Below are 15,156 nucleotides of genomic sequence, written 5' to 3'. Positions count from 1 at the left end.
GGATTATTGCGACGGATGAAAGCAGCGCCAAAAACGCCAAAAGCAAAACGTCAGGAAGAACAGGCCAACTTTATCAGTTGGCGTTTTGCGTTGCTGTGCGGCTGCATTCTGCTGGCGCTGGCTTTCCTGCTGGGGCGCGTCGCCTGGCTGCAGGTGGTTAGTCCGGATATGCTGGTGCGTCAGGGCGATATGCGCTCGCTGCGCGTGCAGGAGGTATCGACCGCGCGCGGGATGATTACCGACCGCTCCGGACGGCCGCTGGCGGTCAGCGTGCCGGTGAAGGCTATCTGGGCCGATCCGAAGGAACTCCACGACGCTGGCGGGGTCACCCTGGATACGCGCTGGAAGGCACTGGCAGATGCCCTCAATATGCCGCTGGATCAACTGGCAACACGCATCAATACCAATCCGCGGATGCGGTTTATCTATCTGGCACGTCAGGTTAACCCTGATATGGCCGACTACATCAAAAAACTGAAGCTGCCGGGCATTCATCTGCGCGAAGAATCTCGTCGGTACTATCCTTCCGGCGAAGTTACCGCCCACCTCATCGGCTTTACCAACGTCGATAGCCAGGGGATTGAAGGGGTTGAAAAAAGCTTTGATAAATGGCTCACCGGCCAGCCGGGCGAGCGTATCGTGCGTAAAGATCGTTATGGCCGGGTAATTGAAGACATCTCCTCCACCGACAGCCAGGCGGCGCATAACCTGGCGCTGAGCATCGACGAACGTCTGCAGGCGCTGGTCTATCGCGAGCTGAACAACGCCGTGGCCTTTAACAAAGCCGAGTCGGGTAGCGCCGTGTTAGTGGATGTGAACACCGGTGAAGTGCTGGCGATGGCCAACAGCCCCTCCTATAACCCGAACAACTTCGCCGGTACGGCAAAAGATACCATGCGTAACCGCGCCATCACCGACGTATTCGAACCGGGTTCGACAGTGAAACCGATGGTGGTGATGACGGCACTGCAGCGCGGCATCGTCAACGAAAATACCGTGCTGAATACCATTCCCTATCGAATTAACGGCCACGAAATCAAAGACGTGGCGCGTTACAGCGAATTGACCCTGACCGGGGTGCTACAGAAGTCGAGTAACGTCGGTGTTTCTAAGCTGGCGTTAGCGATGCCGTCCTCAGCGTTAGTAGATACTTACTCACGTTTTGGGCTTGGAAAGGCGACCAATTTGGGGTTGGTCGGAGAACGCAGTGGCTTATATCCTCAAAAACAACGGTGGTCTGACATAGAGAGGGCCACCTTTTCTTTCGGCTACGGGCTAATGGTAACCCCGTTACAGTTAGCGCGAGTCTACGCAACGATCGGCAGCTACGGCATCTATCGCCCGCTGTCGATTACCAAGGTTGATCCACCTGTTCCGGGCGAGCGTGTCTTCCCGGAATCACTCGTTCGTACCGTCGTTCATATGATGGAAAGCGTGGCGCTGCCCGGCGGCGGCGGTGTAAAAGCGGCGATCAAAGGCTATCGCATCGCGATTAAAACCGGTACGGCGAAAAAAGTGGGGCCGGATGGCCGCTATATCAACAAATATATTGCTTACACCGCAGGCGTTGCGCCCGCCAGCCATCCGCGCTTCGCGCTGGTGGTGGTGATCAACGACCCGCAGGCAGGTAAATACTACGGTGGCGCCGTTTCTGCGCCGGTGTTCGGTGCCATCATGGGCGGCGTATTGCGCACCATGAACATCGAACCGGATGCGCTGGCAACGGGCGAAAAAAGTGAATTTGTAATTAATCAAGGCGAGGGAACAGGTGGCAGATCGTAATTTGCGCGACCTACTCGCTCCATGGGTGCCAAACGCACCGGAGCGCATTCTGCGAGAGATGACGCTGGACAGCCGGGTGGCTGCTTCCGGCGATCTCTTTATCGCGGTACAGGGTCATCAGGCGGACGGGCGTCGTTATATCCCGCAGGCGATAGCGCAAGGTGTGGCTGCCATTATTGCTGAAGCACAGGGTGAAGCTGAAGACGGTGAAATCCGTGAAATGCACGGCGTACCGGTTATCTTCCTGAGCCAGCTTAACGAACGCTTATCGGCGCTGGCCGGGCGTTTTTATCATCAGCCGTCGGAGCAACTGCGTCTGGTTGGCGTGACCGGAACCAACGGGAAAACCACCACTACCCAACTGCTGGCGCAGTGGGCGAAGCTGCTGGGCGAAACCAGCGCGGTGATGGGAACTGTCGGCAACGGCCTGCTGGATAAAGTCGTCCCGACCGAAAATACCACCGGTTCTGCGGTAGACGTTCAGCATGTGCTCTCCAGTCTGGTCGAGCAAGGGGCTACCTTCGGCGCGATGGAAGTTTCATCCCATGGTCTGGTGCAGCACCGCGTGGCGGCGCTGCAGTTTGCCGCCTCGGTGTTTACCAACCTGAGCCGCGACCACCTGGACTACCATGGCGACATGGAGCACTACGAAGCGGCGAAATGGCTGCTGTACTCCACCCATCATTGCGGTCAGGCCATCGTCAACGCTGACGATGAAGTCGGTCGTCGTTGGCTGGCAAAACTGCCGGATGCGGTGGCGGTATCGATGGAAGATCACATTAACCCGAATTGCCACGGCCGTTGGCTGAAGGCCACCGCGGTCAACTATCACGACAGCGGCGCCACCATCCAGTTTGATTCCAGCTGGGGCAAGGGCGAAATCGAAAGCCGCCTGATGGGCGCCTTTAACGTTAGCAACCTGCTGCTGGCGCTGGCCACGCTGTTGGCGCTGGGCTATCCGCTGGCGGATCTGCTGAAAACCGCCGCGCGTTTACAGCCGGTTTGCGGTCGTATGGAGGTGTTCAGCGCGCCGGGTAAACCAGCCGTGGTGGTGGATTATGCCCATACGCCTGACGCGCTGGAGAAAGCGCTGCAGGCTGCGCGCCTGCACTGCAGCGGCAAGCTGTGGTGCGTTTTCGGCTGCGGCGGCGACCGTGATAAAGGCAAGCGTCCGCTAATGGGGGCTATCGCTGAAGAATTTGCTGACATCGTGGTGGTCACTGATGACAACCCGCGTACTGAAGAGCCGCGGGCGATTATCAACGATATTCTGGCCGGTATGCTTGATGCCGGTCATGCGAAGGTGATGGAAGGCCGCGCGGAAGCGGTCACTAACGCCGTGATGCAGGCGAAAGAGAACGACGTGGTACTGGTGGCGGGGAAAGGCCATGAAGATTACCAGATCGTCGGCAATCGCCGTTTGGATTATTCCGACCGCGTGACCGTCGCGCGTCTGCTGGGAGCGGTAGCATGATTCGCTTTACGTTAAGCCAGCTCGCCGCGATCACCCACGGCGAACGGCAGGGTAGCGATATCGCTATCGACGAGGTGACCTCCGATACCCGTAAAGTGACGGCAGGTTGCCTGTTTGTGGCGCTGAAAGGCGAGCGTTTCGACGCCCATGATTTTGCTGAGCAGGCGAAAGCGGCTGGCGCCGGCGCGCTGCTGGTAAGTCGCCCGCTGGCCTGCGATCTCCCGCAGGTGATCGTGAAAGATACCCGCCAGGCTTTCGGCGAGTTAGCCGCCTGGGTGCGTCAGCAGGTGCCGACCCGCGTCGTCGCCCTGACCGGCTCGTCCGGTAAAACCTCGGTCAAAGAGATGACCGCAGCGATCCTCAGCCAGTGCGGCAACACGCTGTATACCGCCGGCAACCTGAACAACGATATCGGTGTACCGATGACGCTGCTGCGTCTGACTAAAGAGCATCAGTACGCGGTGATTGAGCTCGGCGCCAACCACCAGGGCGAAATCGCCTGGACCGTCAGTTTGACGCGTCCGGAAGCGGCGCTGGTTAACAACCTTGCTGCGGCGCACCTCGAAGGCTTCGGCTCGCTGGCAGGCGTGGCGAAGGCGAAGGGAGAGATCTATACCGGTCTGCCGGAAAATGGCATCGCTATTCTCAATGCCGACAATAACGACTGGCTGAACTGGCAGGCGGTGATTGGCGAGCGCAAAGTGTGGCGCTTCTCGCCGAACGCGGCCAACAGCGATTTCACGGCAACCAACGTGCAGATTACCAGCCACGGCACCGAATTTACGTTGCAGACGCCAGCTGGCAACGTTGATGTACTCCTGCCGTTGCCGGGACGCCACAACATCGCTAATGCGCTGGCCGCCACTTCGCTGGCGATGGCGGTAGGCGCCGATCTGCCTGCGGTAAAAGCCGGGCTGGCGCAGCTGCAGGCCGTTCCGGGACGTCTGTTCCCGATCCGGCTGACGGAGAGCCAGCTGTTGCTGGATGACTCCTATAACGCCAACGTCGGTTCGATGACCGCGGCGGTGCAAGTGCTGTCAGAGATGCCCGGTTTCCGGACGATGGTAGTCGGCGATATGGCGGAGCTTGGCGCGGAAAGCGCGGCCTGCCATCGCGAAGTCGGCGAAGCGGCGAAAGCGGCGGGTCTGGATTGCGTCCTCAGCGTTGGTACCTTGAGCGCAGATATCAGCCGCGCCAGCGGCGTGGGCGAACATTTTAACGATAAAGCCGCCGTGGTGGCTCGCCTGCGCGAGCTACTGGCGGAGCACAAGATAATGACCATTTTAGTGAAGGGTTCACGTAGTGCCGCCATGGAAGAGGTAGTACGCGCATTACAGGAGACTGGGACATGTTAGTATGGCTGGCCGAACATTTGGTCAAATATTATTCCGGCTTTAACGTCTTTTCTTACCTGACGTTTCGCGCCATCGTCAGCCTGCTGACCGCGCTGTTCATCTCGTTGTGGATGGGCCCGCGCATGATCGCCCGTCTGCAAAAACTCTCCTTCGGTCAGGTCGTACGTAACGACGGACCGGAGTCCCACTTCAGCAAACGCGGCACGCCGACGATGGGCGGGATCATGATCCTCACCGCGATCACCGTGTCCGTTCTGCTGTGGGCTTACCCTTCCAACCCGTACGTCTGGTGCGTACTGACGGTATTAATCGGCTACGGCATCATTGGCTTCGTTGATGACTACCGTAAAGTCGTGCGCAAAGATACCAAAGGCCTGATTGCCCGCTGGAAGTATTTCTGGATGTCGGTGATCGCCCTTGGGGTAGCCTTTGCTCTGTATCTGGCGGGGAAAGACACCCCAGCAACCGAGCTGGTGGTGCCGTTCTTTAAAGACGTCATGCCGCAGCTGGGGCTGTTCTATATCCTGTTGGCCTACTTCGTGATCGTCGGTACCGGCAACGCGGTCAACCTGACCGATGGTCTCGATGGTCTGGCGATTATGCCGACTGTCTTCGTCGCCGCCGGCTTTGCGCTGGTGGCATGGGCCACCGGTAACATGAACTTCGCTAACTACCTGCACATTCCGTATCTGCGTCATGCCGGCGAGCTGGTGATCGTCTGTACGGCGATTGTCGGCGCGGGGCTGGGCTTCCTGTGGTTCAACACCTATCCGGCGCAGGTCTTTATGGGGGACGTCGGTTCGCTGGCGCTCGGCGGCGCGTTAGGTATTATCGCCGTCCTGCTGCGCCAGGAGTTCCTGCTGGTGATCATGGGCGGGGTTTTCGTGGTGGAAACGCTGTCCGTTATCCTGCAGGTTGGCTCCTTTAAGCTGCGCGGCCAGCGCATCTTCCGCATGGCGCCGATCCACCATCACTATGAACTGAAGGGCTGGCCGGAGCCGCGCGTTATCGTGCGCTTCTGGATTATTTCGCTGATGCTGGTGCTGATTGGCCTGGCGACGCTGAAGGTACGTTAATCATGGCAGATTATCAGGGTAAAAAAGTCGTCATTATTGGGCTGGGCATGACCGGCCTGTCATGCGTGGACTTTTTCATGGCGCGCGGCGTAACCCCGCGCGTGATGGACACCCGCGTCGCGCCTCCGGGTCTGGATAAATTACCCGAATCGGTCGAATGCCATATTGGCGGACTCAATGATACCTGGCTGTTGGGGGCGGATCTGATTGTCGCCAGTCCGGGGATTGCGCTGGCCCATCCTTCGCTCAGCGCAGCGGCCGAGGCTGGCGTAGAGATCGTTGGCGATATCGAACTGTTCTGCCGTGAAGCGCAGGCGCCGATTATCGCCATTACCGGCTCTAACGGCAAAAGCACCGTCACTACCCTGGTGGGTGAGATGGCGAAAGCGGCCGGGATTAACGTCGGCGTGGGCGGCAATATTGGCCTGCCGGCGCTGATGCTGCTGGACACCGATCGTGAGCTGTATGTGCTGGAGCTCTCGAGCTTCCAACTGGAAACCACTTCCAGCCTGCGGGCAGTGGCGGCAACCATCCTCAACGTGACTGAGGACCATATGGACCGCTACCCGCTAGGTCTGCAGCAGTATCGTGCGGCGAAGCTGCGGATTTACGAGAACGCACAGACCTGTGTGGTGAACGCAGACGATGCGCTCACCATGCCGGTACGCGGCGCGGACGATCGCTGCATCAGCTTTGGGGTGGATGTCGGTGACTACCACCTTAACCGTCAGCAGGGCGAAACCTGGCTGCGCGTTAAAGGTGAGAAGGTCCTCAATGTGAAAGAGATGCCTCTCACCGGTCAGCATAACTACAGCAATGCGCTGGCGGCGCTGGCGCTGGCTGATGCCGCGGGTCTGCCGCGGGCCAGTAGCCTGAAGGCATTGACCACCTTTAGCGGTCTGGCCCATCGCTTCCAACTGGTGCTGGATCACAACGGTGTGCGCTGGATTAATGACTCCAAGGCAACCAACGTCGGTAGTACCGAGGCGGCGCTGAATGGACTGCAGCTGGATGGCACGCTGTACCTGCTGCTGGGCGGCGACGGCAAGTCCGCCGATTTCACCCCGCTGAAGCGCTATCTTGGCGGCGATCGTATCCGCCTGTACTGCTTTGGTCGTGACGGCGCCGAGCTTGCCGAACTGCGTCCTGAGGTGGCGGTACAAACCGAGACCATGGAACAGGCGATGCGCCAGATTGCAACGCTGGTGAAAGCAGGCGATATGGTCCTCTTGTCACCCGCCTGCGCCAGCCTGGATCAGTTTAAAAACTTTGAACAACGGGGCGATATTTTTGCCCGTCTGGCGAAGGAGTTAGGTTGATGCGTTTCTCTCTCCCACGCCTGAAAATGCCGCAGCTGAGCCTGCCTCGGTTGAGACTGCCGCGACTGCCGGGGATGTTTATCTTCGCCTGGCTGTTCGCCGCGCTGAAAGGCTGGGTGATGGGCTCGCGCCCGAAGGATAACGACAGTCTGGTGATGTATGACCGGATGCTGCTGTGGCTGACCTTCGGCCTGGCGGCAATTGGCTTTATCATGGTGACCTCGGCCTCAATGCCGGTAGGGCAGCGTCTGGCGAACGATCCGTTCCTGTTTGCTAAGCGTGATGGCCTGTACATTGTGCTGGCCTTCGCGCTGGCGATGATTACGCTACGTCTGCCGATGGACTTCTGGCAACGGCACAGCACCGCGATGCTTATCGCTTCGATTGTGATGCTGCTGATCGTACTGGTGGTGGGAAGCTCGGTTAACGGTGCGTCGCGCTGGATAGCCCTTGGCCCGCTGCGTATTCAGCCGGCGGAGTTTACCAAGCTGTCGCTGTTCTGCTACATCGCCAACTATTTGGTGCGTAAAGCCGATGAAGTGCGTAACAACCTGCGCGGCTTCTTAAAGCCGATGGGCGTGATTTTCGTACTGGCGATTCTGCTGCTGGCGCAGCCTGACCTCGGTACCGTAGTGGTACTGTTCGTCACCACGCTGGCGATGCTGTTTCTCGCCGGTGCGAAGCTGTGGCAGTTCATCGCTATTATCGGCATGGGCATCTCGGCGGTGGTATTGCTGATCCTCGCCGAACCCTACCGTATTCGCCGCGTCACCTCCTTCTGGAACCCGTGGGAAGACCCGTTCGGCAGCGGCTATCAGTTGACCCAGTCGCTAATGGCCTTTGGCCGCGGCGAGATGTGGGGGCAGGGCCTCGGCAACTCGGTGCAAAAACTGGAGTATTTACCGGAAGCTCACACTGACTTCATCTTCGCCATTATCGGCGAAGAACTCGGTTATATCGGTGTGGTACTGGCGCTTTTAATGGTATTCTTCGTCGCTTTCCGCGCCATGTCGATTGGCCGTAAAGCGCTGGAGATCGATCATCGTTTTTCCGGCTTCCTCGCGTGTGCGATTGGCATCTGGTTTAGCTTCCAGGCGTTAGTTAACGTCGGCGCGGCGGCGGGGATGCTGCCGACGAAAGGTCTGACGCTGCCGCTGATCAGTTATGGTGGTTCCAGTCTGTTGATTATGTCGACGGCCATTATGTTGTTGTTGCGAATTGATTATGAAACGCGTCTGGAAAAAGCCCAGGCGTTTACACGGGGTGTGCGATGAGCGGTCAGGAAAAGCGGTTGATGGTGATGGCGGGCGGTACCGGTGGGCATGTGTTCCCGGGGCTGGCGGTCGCGCACCATTTAATGGACCAGGGCTGGCAGGTTCGCTGGCTGGGTACCGCCGATCGTATGGAAGCGGATTTAGTGCCGAAACACGGCATCGAGATTGATTTTATCCGTATCTCCGGCCTGCGTGGCAAAGGGATCAAGGCGCAGCTGTTAGCGCCGGTGCGTATCTTCAACGCCTGGCGACAGGCGCGGGCGATCATGAAACGTTTCCAGCCGGACGTGGTGCTGGGCATGGGCGGCTATGTTTCCGGGCCTGGCGGTCTGGCGGCGTGGTCGCTGGGGATCCCGGTGGTCCTCCATGAACAAAACGGTATTGCCGGCCTGACTAACAAGTGGTTGGCGAAGATTGCGAAGAAAGTGATGCAGGCGTTTCCCGGCGCTTTCCCACATGCGGACGTCGTTGGAAACCCGGTGCGTACCGACGTTCTGGCGCTGCCGCTGCCGGGTCAGCGTCTGGTGGGGCGTCAGGGGCCGATTCGCGTGCTGGTGGTGGGGGGCTCTCAGGGCGCGCGCGTCCTGAACCAGACGATGCCGCAGGTGGCCGCGAAGCTCGGCGATGCGGTAACCATTTGGCATCAAAGCGGCAAAGGTGGCCAGCAAACCGTGCAGCAGGCTTATGCTGCTGCGGGCCAACCGCAGCATAAAGTGACGGAATTTATTGATGATATGGCCGCGGCTTATGCCTGGGCCGACGTGGTGGTTTGCCGTTCCGGTGCGCTGACGGTCAGCGAAATCGCTGCCGCCGGATTACCGGCGCTGTTTGTGCCGTTCCAGCATAAGGATCGCCAGCAGTACTGGAATGCGCTGCCGCTGGAGAAAGCCGGCGCGGCGAAAATTCTCGAACAGCCCGAGTTTACGGCAGAGGCGGTGGCTTCTACTTTGGCGAGCTGGGATCGGGAAACACTGTTGAATATGGCGGAACGAGCGCGTGGTGCTTCGATTCCAGACGCCACCGAGCGAGTAGCAGAAGAGGTCAGCGCCGTAGCTTTGGCGCGCTAATTGCGGTGAGTTTCACCGCCCGAATAAAGAAGTTGATGGCGTAAAGAATGAATACACAAGATTTGGCAAAACTGCGTTCCATAGTGCCCGAGATGCGTCGCGTTCGGCACATTCACTTTGTCGGCATCGGCGGTGCCGGTATGGGCGGTATTGCCGAAGTGTTGGCGAATGAAGGTTATCAGATAAGCGGCTCGGACCTGGCGCCGAATCCGGTGACCCAGCAGCTGTCGCAGCTTGGCGCCACTATTTATTTCAACCATCGCCCGGAGAATGTGCGCGATGCCAGCGTTGTGGTCGTTTCCAGCGCAATTTCCGCGGATAACCCGGAAATTGTTGCCGCGCACGAGGCGCGCATCCCGGTGATCCGCCGTGCGGAAATGCTGGCGGAGCTGATGCGCTTCCGCCACGGGATTGCGATTGCCGGGACGCATGGCAAAACCACCACCACCGCGATGGTGTCCAGTATTTACGCCGAGGCAGGGCTTGATCCAACCTTCGTCAACGGCGGGCTGGTAAAAGCGGCGGGCGTGCATGCCCGTCTCGGCCATAGCCGTTACCTGATTGCGGAGGCGGATGAAAGCGACGCGTCGTTCCTGCATCTGCAGCCGATGGTCGCCATTGTGACCAACATCGAAGCCGACCATATGGATACTTACCATGGCGACTTTGAGAATCTGAAGCAGACCTTTATTAATTTCCTGCACAACCTGCCGTTCTATGGACGCGCGGTGATGTGCGTGGACGATCCGGTGATCCGGGAGCTTCTGCCGCGCGTCGGCCGCCAAATCACCACCTATGGTTTTAGCGACGATGCTGACGTTCGCGTTGAGGATTACCGTCAGGTTGGCGCGCAGGGACATTTCCGCCTGGTGCGTCAGGACAAAGAATTGCTCCAGGTTACTCTCAATGCCCCAGGGCGCCATAACGCGCTGAACGCGGCGGCCGCTGTCGCTGTGGCGACGGAAGAGGGTATTGATGACCAGGCGATCCTGCGCGCGCTGGAAAGCTTCCAGGGTACCGGGCGCCGCTTTGATTTTCTCGGTGAGTTTCCGCTGGCGGAAGTCAACGGCAAGCCGGGCAGCGCGATGCTGATCGATGATTATGGCCACCATCCGACGGAAGTGGACGCCACGATTAAAGCAGCACGTGCCGGTTGGCCGGATAAAAACCTGGTGATGGTTTTCCAACCGCACCGTTACACCCGTACGCGCGATCTGTATGACGATTTCGCCAACGTGCTGACCCAGGTCGATGCCCTGCTGATGCTGGACGTCTATCCGGCGGGCGAAGCGCCGATCCCGGGCGCCGACAGTCGTTCCCTGTGTCGCACCATTCGCGGCCGCGGGAAGGTGGACCCGATCCTGGTATCCGATCCGGCTCAGGCGGCGGAGATGCTGGCCTCGGTACTGACCGGTAACGATCTCGTGTTGGTGCAGGGCGCCGGAAACATCGGAAAAATTGCCCGTCACCTGGCTGAAATCAAACTGGTTCCGCAAAAAACGGAGGAAGAGCGCCATGGCTGATAAAATCGCGGTGCTTTTCGGTGGAACCTCCGCTGAACGTGAAGTGTCGCTGAATTCAGGCGCCGCGGTGTTGGCCGGGTTGCGTGAAGGCGGGGTGGATGCCCATCCGGTTGACCCGCGCGATGTCGATATTACCCAGCTAAAAAATCTGGGCTTTAAGAAAGCGTTTATTGCCCTGCATGGCCGCGGCGGGGAAGATGGCACACTGCAGGGGCTGCTGGATCTGATCCAGTTGCCTTATACCGGCAGCGGTGTGATGGCCTCCGCGCTGTCGATGGATAAACTGCGCAGCAAATGGCTATGGCAGGGGGCAGGATTGCCGGTCGCGCCGTGGGTCGCACTGACCCGTGCACAGTTTAATGCAGGACTTTCTGCTGACGACGAACAACAGATTGCGGCGCTGGGGTTGCCGGTCATCATCAAGCCCAGCCGTGAAGGCTCAAGTGTCGGGATGTCGAAAGTCAGTGAAAGCTGTGATTTATCGAGTGCATTGGCGCTGGCTTTTCAGCATGATGATGAAGTTTTGGTTGAAAAATGGCTCAGTGGGCCGGAATTTACCGTCGCAATCGTCGGTGAAGAAATTTTACCGTCAATACGTATCCAGGCCGCGGGAACCTTCTATGATTATGAGGCAAAGTATCTCTCTGATGAGACGCAATATTTCTGCCCAGGATTTAAAGATCCCGCGCGTGAGTCAGCTATCCAGAGCCTGGTGCTTAAAGCCTGGAATGTTTTGGGTTGCAAAGGCTGGGGCCGTATTGACGTGATGCTGGACAGCGATGGCCAGTTTTATCTGCTGGAAGCAAATACTTCCCCGGGCATGACCAGCCATAGCCTTGTACCGATGGCGGCGCGTCAGGCAGGAATGAGCTTCTCCCAGCTTGTTGTAAGAATTCTGGACCTGGCGGGGTGATATGTCGCAGGCTGCGCTGAATACGCGGAACCATGAAGAGGACGTTTCTTCTTCGCGTCGGAGTAATGGAACGCGGCTGGCAGGGATTGTTTTCCTGCTGGCGGTGCTGTTTACCGTGCTGGTCAGCGGGTGGATGGTTCTTGGCTGGATGGAAGATGCGCAGCGCTTGCCGCTGTCGAAGATGGTCGTTACCGGTGAGCGCCACTATACGCGCAATGATGACATCCGCCAGGCGATCCTGGCGCTAGGATCGCCGGGCACCTTTATGACTCAGGATGTGAATATCATTCAGAGTCAAATTGAACGCCTACCGTGGATTAAGCAGGCGAGCGTTCGTAAGCAGTGGCCCGATGAATTGAAGATTCATCTGGTTGAATATGTGCCGATTGCGCGCTGGAATGATCAACATATGGTGGATGCAGAAGGAAATGCCTTCAGCGTACCGGCGGATCGCACCAGTAAACAGAATTTACCGATGTTATACGGCCCGGAAGGCAGTGAGAACGAAGTGCTGCAAGGGTATCGTGACATGGGGCAGGTGCTGGCAAAGGATAAATTCACGTTGAAAGTGGCGGCGATGACCGCCCGTCGCTCCTGGCAGTTGACGCTTAATAATGACATTAAGCTCAACCTTGGCCGTGGCGATACCATGAAACGGCTTCAGCGCTTTATGGAACTCTACCCGGTTCTTCAGCAGCAGGCGCAGACCGACGGCAAACGGATTAGCTACGTTGATTTGCGTTATGACTCGGGTGCGGCAGTAGGCTGGGTACCTGCTCCCGCAGAGGAAACTAATCAACAACAGAATCAGGCACAGGCAGAACAACAATGATCAAGGCGACGGACAGAAAACTGGTAGTTGGACTGGAGATTGGCACCGCCAAGGTGGCCGCTTTAGTAGGGGAAGTTCTGCCCGACGGCATGATTAATATCATCGGCGTGGGCAGTTGCCCATCGCGGGGTATGGATAAAGGCGGTGTGAACGACCTTGAGTCGGTGGTGAAATGCGTACAGCGCGCCATCGATCAGGCCGAACTGATGGCGGATTGCCAGATTTCATCAGTTTATTTGGCACTTTCGGGTAAACATATAAGCTGTCAGAATGAAATCGGGATGGTACCGATTTCGGAAGAAGAAGTGACACAGGACGACGTCGAGAACGTGGTCCATACCGCGAAATCGGTTCGTGTACGCGATGAGCATCGCGTCCTGCATGTCATCCCGCAGGAATACGCCATTGACTACCAGGAAGGCATTAAAAACCCGGTAGGGCTGTCCGGCGTGCGTATGCAGGCGAAGGTACATTTAATTACCTGCCATAACGATATGGCAAAAAACATTGTTAAAGCGGTGGAACGTTGTGGTCTGAAAGTTGACCAACTGATTTTCGCCGGTTTAGCGGCCAGTTATTCGGTATTAACAGAAGACGAACGTGAGCTGGGCGTCTGCGTCGTGGACATTGGCGGTGGTACAATGGACATCGCCGTCTACACCGGCGGCGCGCTGCGTCACACCAAGGTGATCCCTTATGCAGGGAACGTGGTGACCAGCGATATCGCCTATGCCTTCGGTACACCGCCGAGTGATGCCGAAGCGATCAAGGTTCGTCACGGTTGTGCATTAGGTTCCATTGTCGGCAAAGACGAAAACGTCGAGGTACCGAGCGTTGGTGGGCGTCCGCCGCGTAGTCTGCAGCGTCAGACGCTGGCAGAGGTCATTGAACCACGCTACACCGAGCTGCTTAATCTGGTCAATGAAGAGATCCTGCAGCTGCAGGAACAGCTCCGCCAGCAGGGTGTCAAACATCATCTTGCAGCGGGAATTGTGTTAACCGGCGGTGCGGCGCAAATTGAAGGGCTTGCCGCCTGTGCTCAGCGGGTATTCCATACTCAGGTGCGTATTGGCGCGCCGCTGAACATCACCGGTTTAACGGATTATGCCCAGGAGCCGTATTATTCAACGGCAGTGGGGCTGCTGCACTACGGGAAAGAGTCACATCTCAGTGGTGAGGCAGAAGTGGAAAAACGTGTGACAGCCTCAGTGGGGTCGTGGATCAAACGACTGAACAGCTGGCTGCGAAAAGAGTTTTAATTTTTTAAGAGAACGCAGACAATTAGCGTTCTCAGGCGACAGGCACAAGACGGAGAGAAACTATGTTTGAACCTATGGAACTGACCAACGACGCGGTGATTAAAGTCATCGGCGTCGGTGGCGGCGGCGGTAATGCCGTTGAACACATGGTGCGCGAGCGCATTGAGGGTGTTGAATTCTTCGCGGTGAACACCGATGCGCAGGCGCTGCGTAAGACGGCTGTTGGCCAGACCATCCAGATCGGTAGCGGTATTACCAAAGGTCTGGGCGCGGGTGCGAACCCGGAAGTCGGCCGTAACGCGGCTGATGAAGACCGTGAAGCGCTGCGTGCGGCCCTTGATGGCGCAGACATGGTGTTCATCGCGGCAGGCATGGGCGGCGGTACCGGTACCGGTGCGGCACCTGTTGTTGCGGAAGTGGCGAAGGATCTGGGGATCCTCACCGTTGCGGTAGTCACTAAGCCGTTTAATTTTGAAGGCAAGAAGCGCATGGCGTTTGCTGAGCAGGGGATCACCGAGCTGTCCAAGCACGTTGACTCACTGATCACCATCCCGAACGACAAGCTGCTGAAGGTCCTCGGTCGTGGCATTTCCCTGCTCGACGCATTCGGCGCAGCAAACGACGTTCTGAAAGGTGCAGTGCAGGGTATCGCCGAACTGATTACCCGCCCGGGTCTGATGAACGTTGACTTCGCGGACGTGCGTACCGTGATGTCTGAAATGGGCTACGCCATGATGGGCTCCGGCGTGGCAAGCGGTGAAGACCGTGCGGAAGAAGCCGCTGAAATGGCTATCTCTTCTCCGCTGCTGGAAGACATCGATCTGTCCGGTGCGCGCGGCGTGCTGGTCAACATTACTGCGGGCTTTGACCTGCGTCTGGACGAGTTCGAAACGGTGGGGAACACCATCCGTGCATTTGCCTCGGATAATGCGACCGTGGTTATCGGTACCTCTCTGGACCCGGATATGAACGACGAGCTGCGCGTGACCGTGGTCGCGACCGGCATCGGCATGGACAAGCGTCCGGAAATTACCCTGGTGACCAACAAGCAGGTTCAGCAGCCGGTAATGGATCGTTACCAGCAGCACGGTATGTCGCCGCTGACGCAAGACCAGAAGCCGGCAGCAAAAGTGGTGAACGACAACACGCCGCAAACCGCGAAAGAGCCAGATTATCTGGATATCCCTGCTTTCCTGCGTAAGCAAGCCGATTAAGAATCGACTGGAAGTTGGGCATCTGCGCTCTTTGTGCTAAACTGGCCTCCCGATAGTGGTGTACACTT

At 58.0% G+C, this 15,156-nt stretch carries 12 protein-coding genes; all 12 read left to right on the top strand.

Annotated features, from left to right (window positions below; translation table 11 throughout):
* Positions 1–15: 15 nt before the first annotated feature.
* Complete coding sequence (locus LGL98_RS20995; RefSeq protein WP_032736662.1) at positions 16–1,782, top strand: peptidoglycan glycosyltransferase FtsI; 1,767 nt, start codon at positions 16–18, stop codon at positions 1,780–1,782.
* Entirely contained in the window at positions 1,769–3,256 is a 1,488-nt protein-coding gene (murE, locus tag LGL98_RS20990; RefSeq protein ID WP_136028945.1) for a UDP-N-acetylmuramoyl-L-alanyl-D-glutamate--2,6-diaminopimelate ligase, read from the top strand. The genes LGL98_RS20995 and murE overlap by 14 nt, the downstream gene beginning before the upstream one ends.
* On the top strand, positions 3,253–4,611 hold the full coding sequence (gene murF / locus LGL98_RS20985) for a UDP-N-acetylmuramoyl-tripeptide--D-alanyl-D-alanine ligase (RefSeq protein ID WP_136028947.1): 1,359 nt from the start codon (positions 3,253–3,255) through the stop codon (positions 4,609–4,611). Before murE ends, murF begins: the two co-directional genes overlap by 4 nt.
* Positions 4,605–5,687: a phospho-N-acetylmuramoyl-pentapeptide-transferase gene (mraY, locus tag LGL98_RS20980; RefSeq protein WP_004204335.1), complete on the top strand. Its 1,083-nt coding sequence runs from the start codon at positions 4,605–4,607 to the stop codon at positions 5,685–5,687. Before murF ends, mraY begins: the two co-directional genes overlap by 7 nt.
* A 2-nt stretch (positions 5,688–5,689) precedes the next feature.
* Entirely contained in the window at positions 5,690–7,006 is a 1,317-nt protein-coding gene (gene murD, locus LGL98_RS20975; RefSeq protein WP_136028949.1) for a UDP-N-acetylmuramoyl-L-alanine--D-glutamate ligase, read from the top strand.
* On the top strand, positions 7,006–8,280 hold the full coding sequence (ftsW, locus tag LGL98_RS20970; protein WP_136028950.1) for a cell division protein FtsW: 1,275 nt from the start codon (positions 7,006–7,008) through the stop codon (positions 8,278–8,280). Before murD ends, ftsW begins: the two co-directional genes overlap by 1 nt.
* On the top strand, positions 8,277–9,347 hold the full coding sequence (gene murG, locus LGL98_RS20965; protein ID WP_136028952.1) for an undecaprenyldiphospho-muramoylpentapeptide beta-N-acetylglucosaminyltransferase: 1,071 nt from the start codon (positions 8,277–8,279) through the stop codon (positions 9,345–9,347). Before ftsW ends, murG begins: the two co-directional genes overlap by 4 nt.
* Before the next feature lie 47 nt (positions 9,348–9,394).
* Entirely contained in the window at positions 9,395–10,870 is a 1,476-nt protein-coding gene (gene murC / locus LGL98_RS20960; protein ID WP_136028954.1) for a UDP-N-acetylmuramate--L-alanine ligase, read from the top strand.
* Positions 10,863–11,783 carry a D-alanine--D-alanine ligase gene (locus LGL98_RS20955; RefSeq protein WP_136028956.1) on the top strand — a complete coding sequence of 307 codons (921 nt, stop codon included), beginning with the start codon at positions 10,863–10,865 and terminating at the stop codon, positions 11,781–11,783. Before murC ends, LGL98_RS20955 begins: the two co-directional genes overlap by 8 nt.
* Position 11,784: 1 nt before the next feature.
* Complete coding sequence (gene ftsQ / locus LGL98_RS20950) at positions 11,785–12,615, top strand: cell division protein FtsQ (RefSeq protein ID WP_004204342.1); 831 nt, start codon at positions 11,785–11,787, stop codon at positions 12,613–12,615.
* Entirely contained in the window at positions 12,612–13,874 is a 1,263-nt protein-coding gene (gene ftsA / locus LGL98_RS20945) for a cell division protein FtsA (RefSeq protein ID WP_002888625.1), read from the top strand. Before ftsQ ends, ftsA begins: the two co-directional genes overlap by 4 nt.
* 62 nt (positions 13,875–13,936) lie before the next feature.
* A complete protein-coding gene (ftsZ, locus tag LGL98_RS20940) occupies positions 13,937–15,088 on the top strand; it encodes a cell division protein FtsZ (RefSeq protein ID WP_136028958.1) in 1,152 nt (383 codons plus the stop codon).
* The last annotated feature ends 68 nt before the right edge of the window (positions 15,089–15,156 follow it).

Source organism: Klebsiella africana (assembly GCF_020526085.1).
Taxonomy (GTDB): domain Bacteria; phylum Pseudomonadota; class Gammaproteobacteria; order Enterobacterales; family Enterobacteriaceae; genus Klebsiella; species Klebsiella africana.
Note: the sequence above shows the minus strand (reverse complement) of the source record. Positions and strands in the feature narration are given on the sequence as shown.

Coding starts and splice junctions, on each gene's coding strand:
- LGL98_RS20995 (WP_032736662.1), top strand. CDS start 16: ATGAAAGCAGCGCCAAAAACGCCAAAAGCAAAACGTCAGGAAGAACAG.
- ftsA (WP_002888625.1), top strand. CDS start 12,612: ATGATCAAGGCGACGGACAGAAAACTGGTAGTTGGACTGGAGATTGGC.
- murF (WP_136028947.1), top strand. CDS start 3,253: ATGATTCGCTTTACGTTAAGCCAGCTCGCCGCGATCACCCACGGCGAA.
- LGL98_RS20955 (WP_136028956.1), top strand. CDS start 10,863: ATGGCTGATAAAATCGCGGTGCTTTTCGGTGGAACCTCCGCTGAACGT.
- mraY (WP_004204335.1), top strand. CDS start 4,605: ATGTTAGTATGGCTGGCCGAACATTTGGTCAAATATTATTCCGGCTTT.
- murC (WP_136028954.1), top strand. CDS start 9,395: ATGAATACACAAGATTTGGCAAAACTGCGTTCCATAGTGCCCGAGATG.
- murG (WP_136028952.1), top strand. CDS start 8,277: ATGAGCGGTCAGGAAAAGCGGTTGATGGTGATGGCGGGCGGTACCGGT.
- ftsQ (WP_004204342.1), top strand. CDS start 11,785: ATGTCGCAGGCTGCGCTGAATACGCGGAACCATGAAGAGGACGTTTCT.
- murD (WP_136028949.1), top strand. CDS start 5,690: ATGGCAGATTATCAGGGTAAAAAAGTCGTCATTATTGGGCTGGGCATG.
- ftsZ (WP_136028958.1), top strand. CDS start 13,937: ATGTTTGAACCTATGGAACTGACCAACGACGCGGTGATTAAAGTCATC.
- ftsW (WP_136028950.1), top strand. CDS start 7,006: ATGCGTTTCTCTCTCCCACGCCTGAAAATGCCGCAGCTGAGCCTGCCT.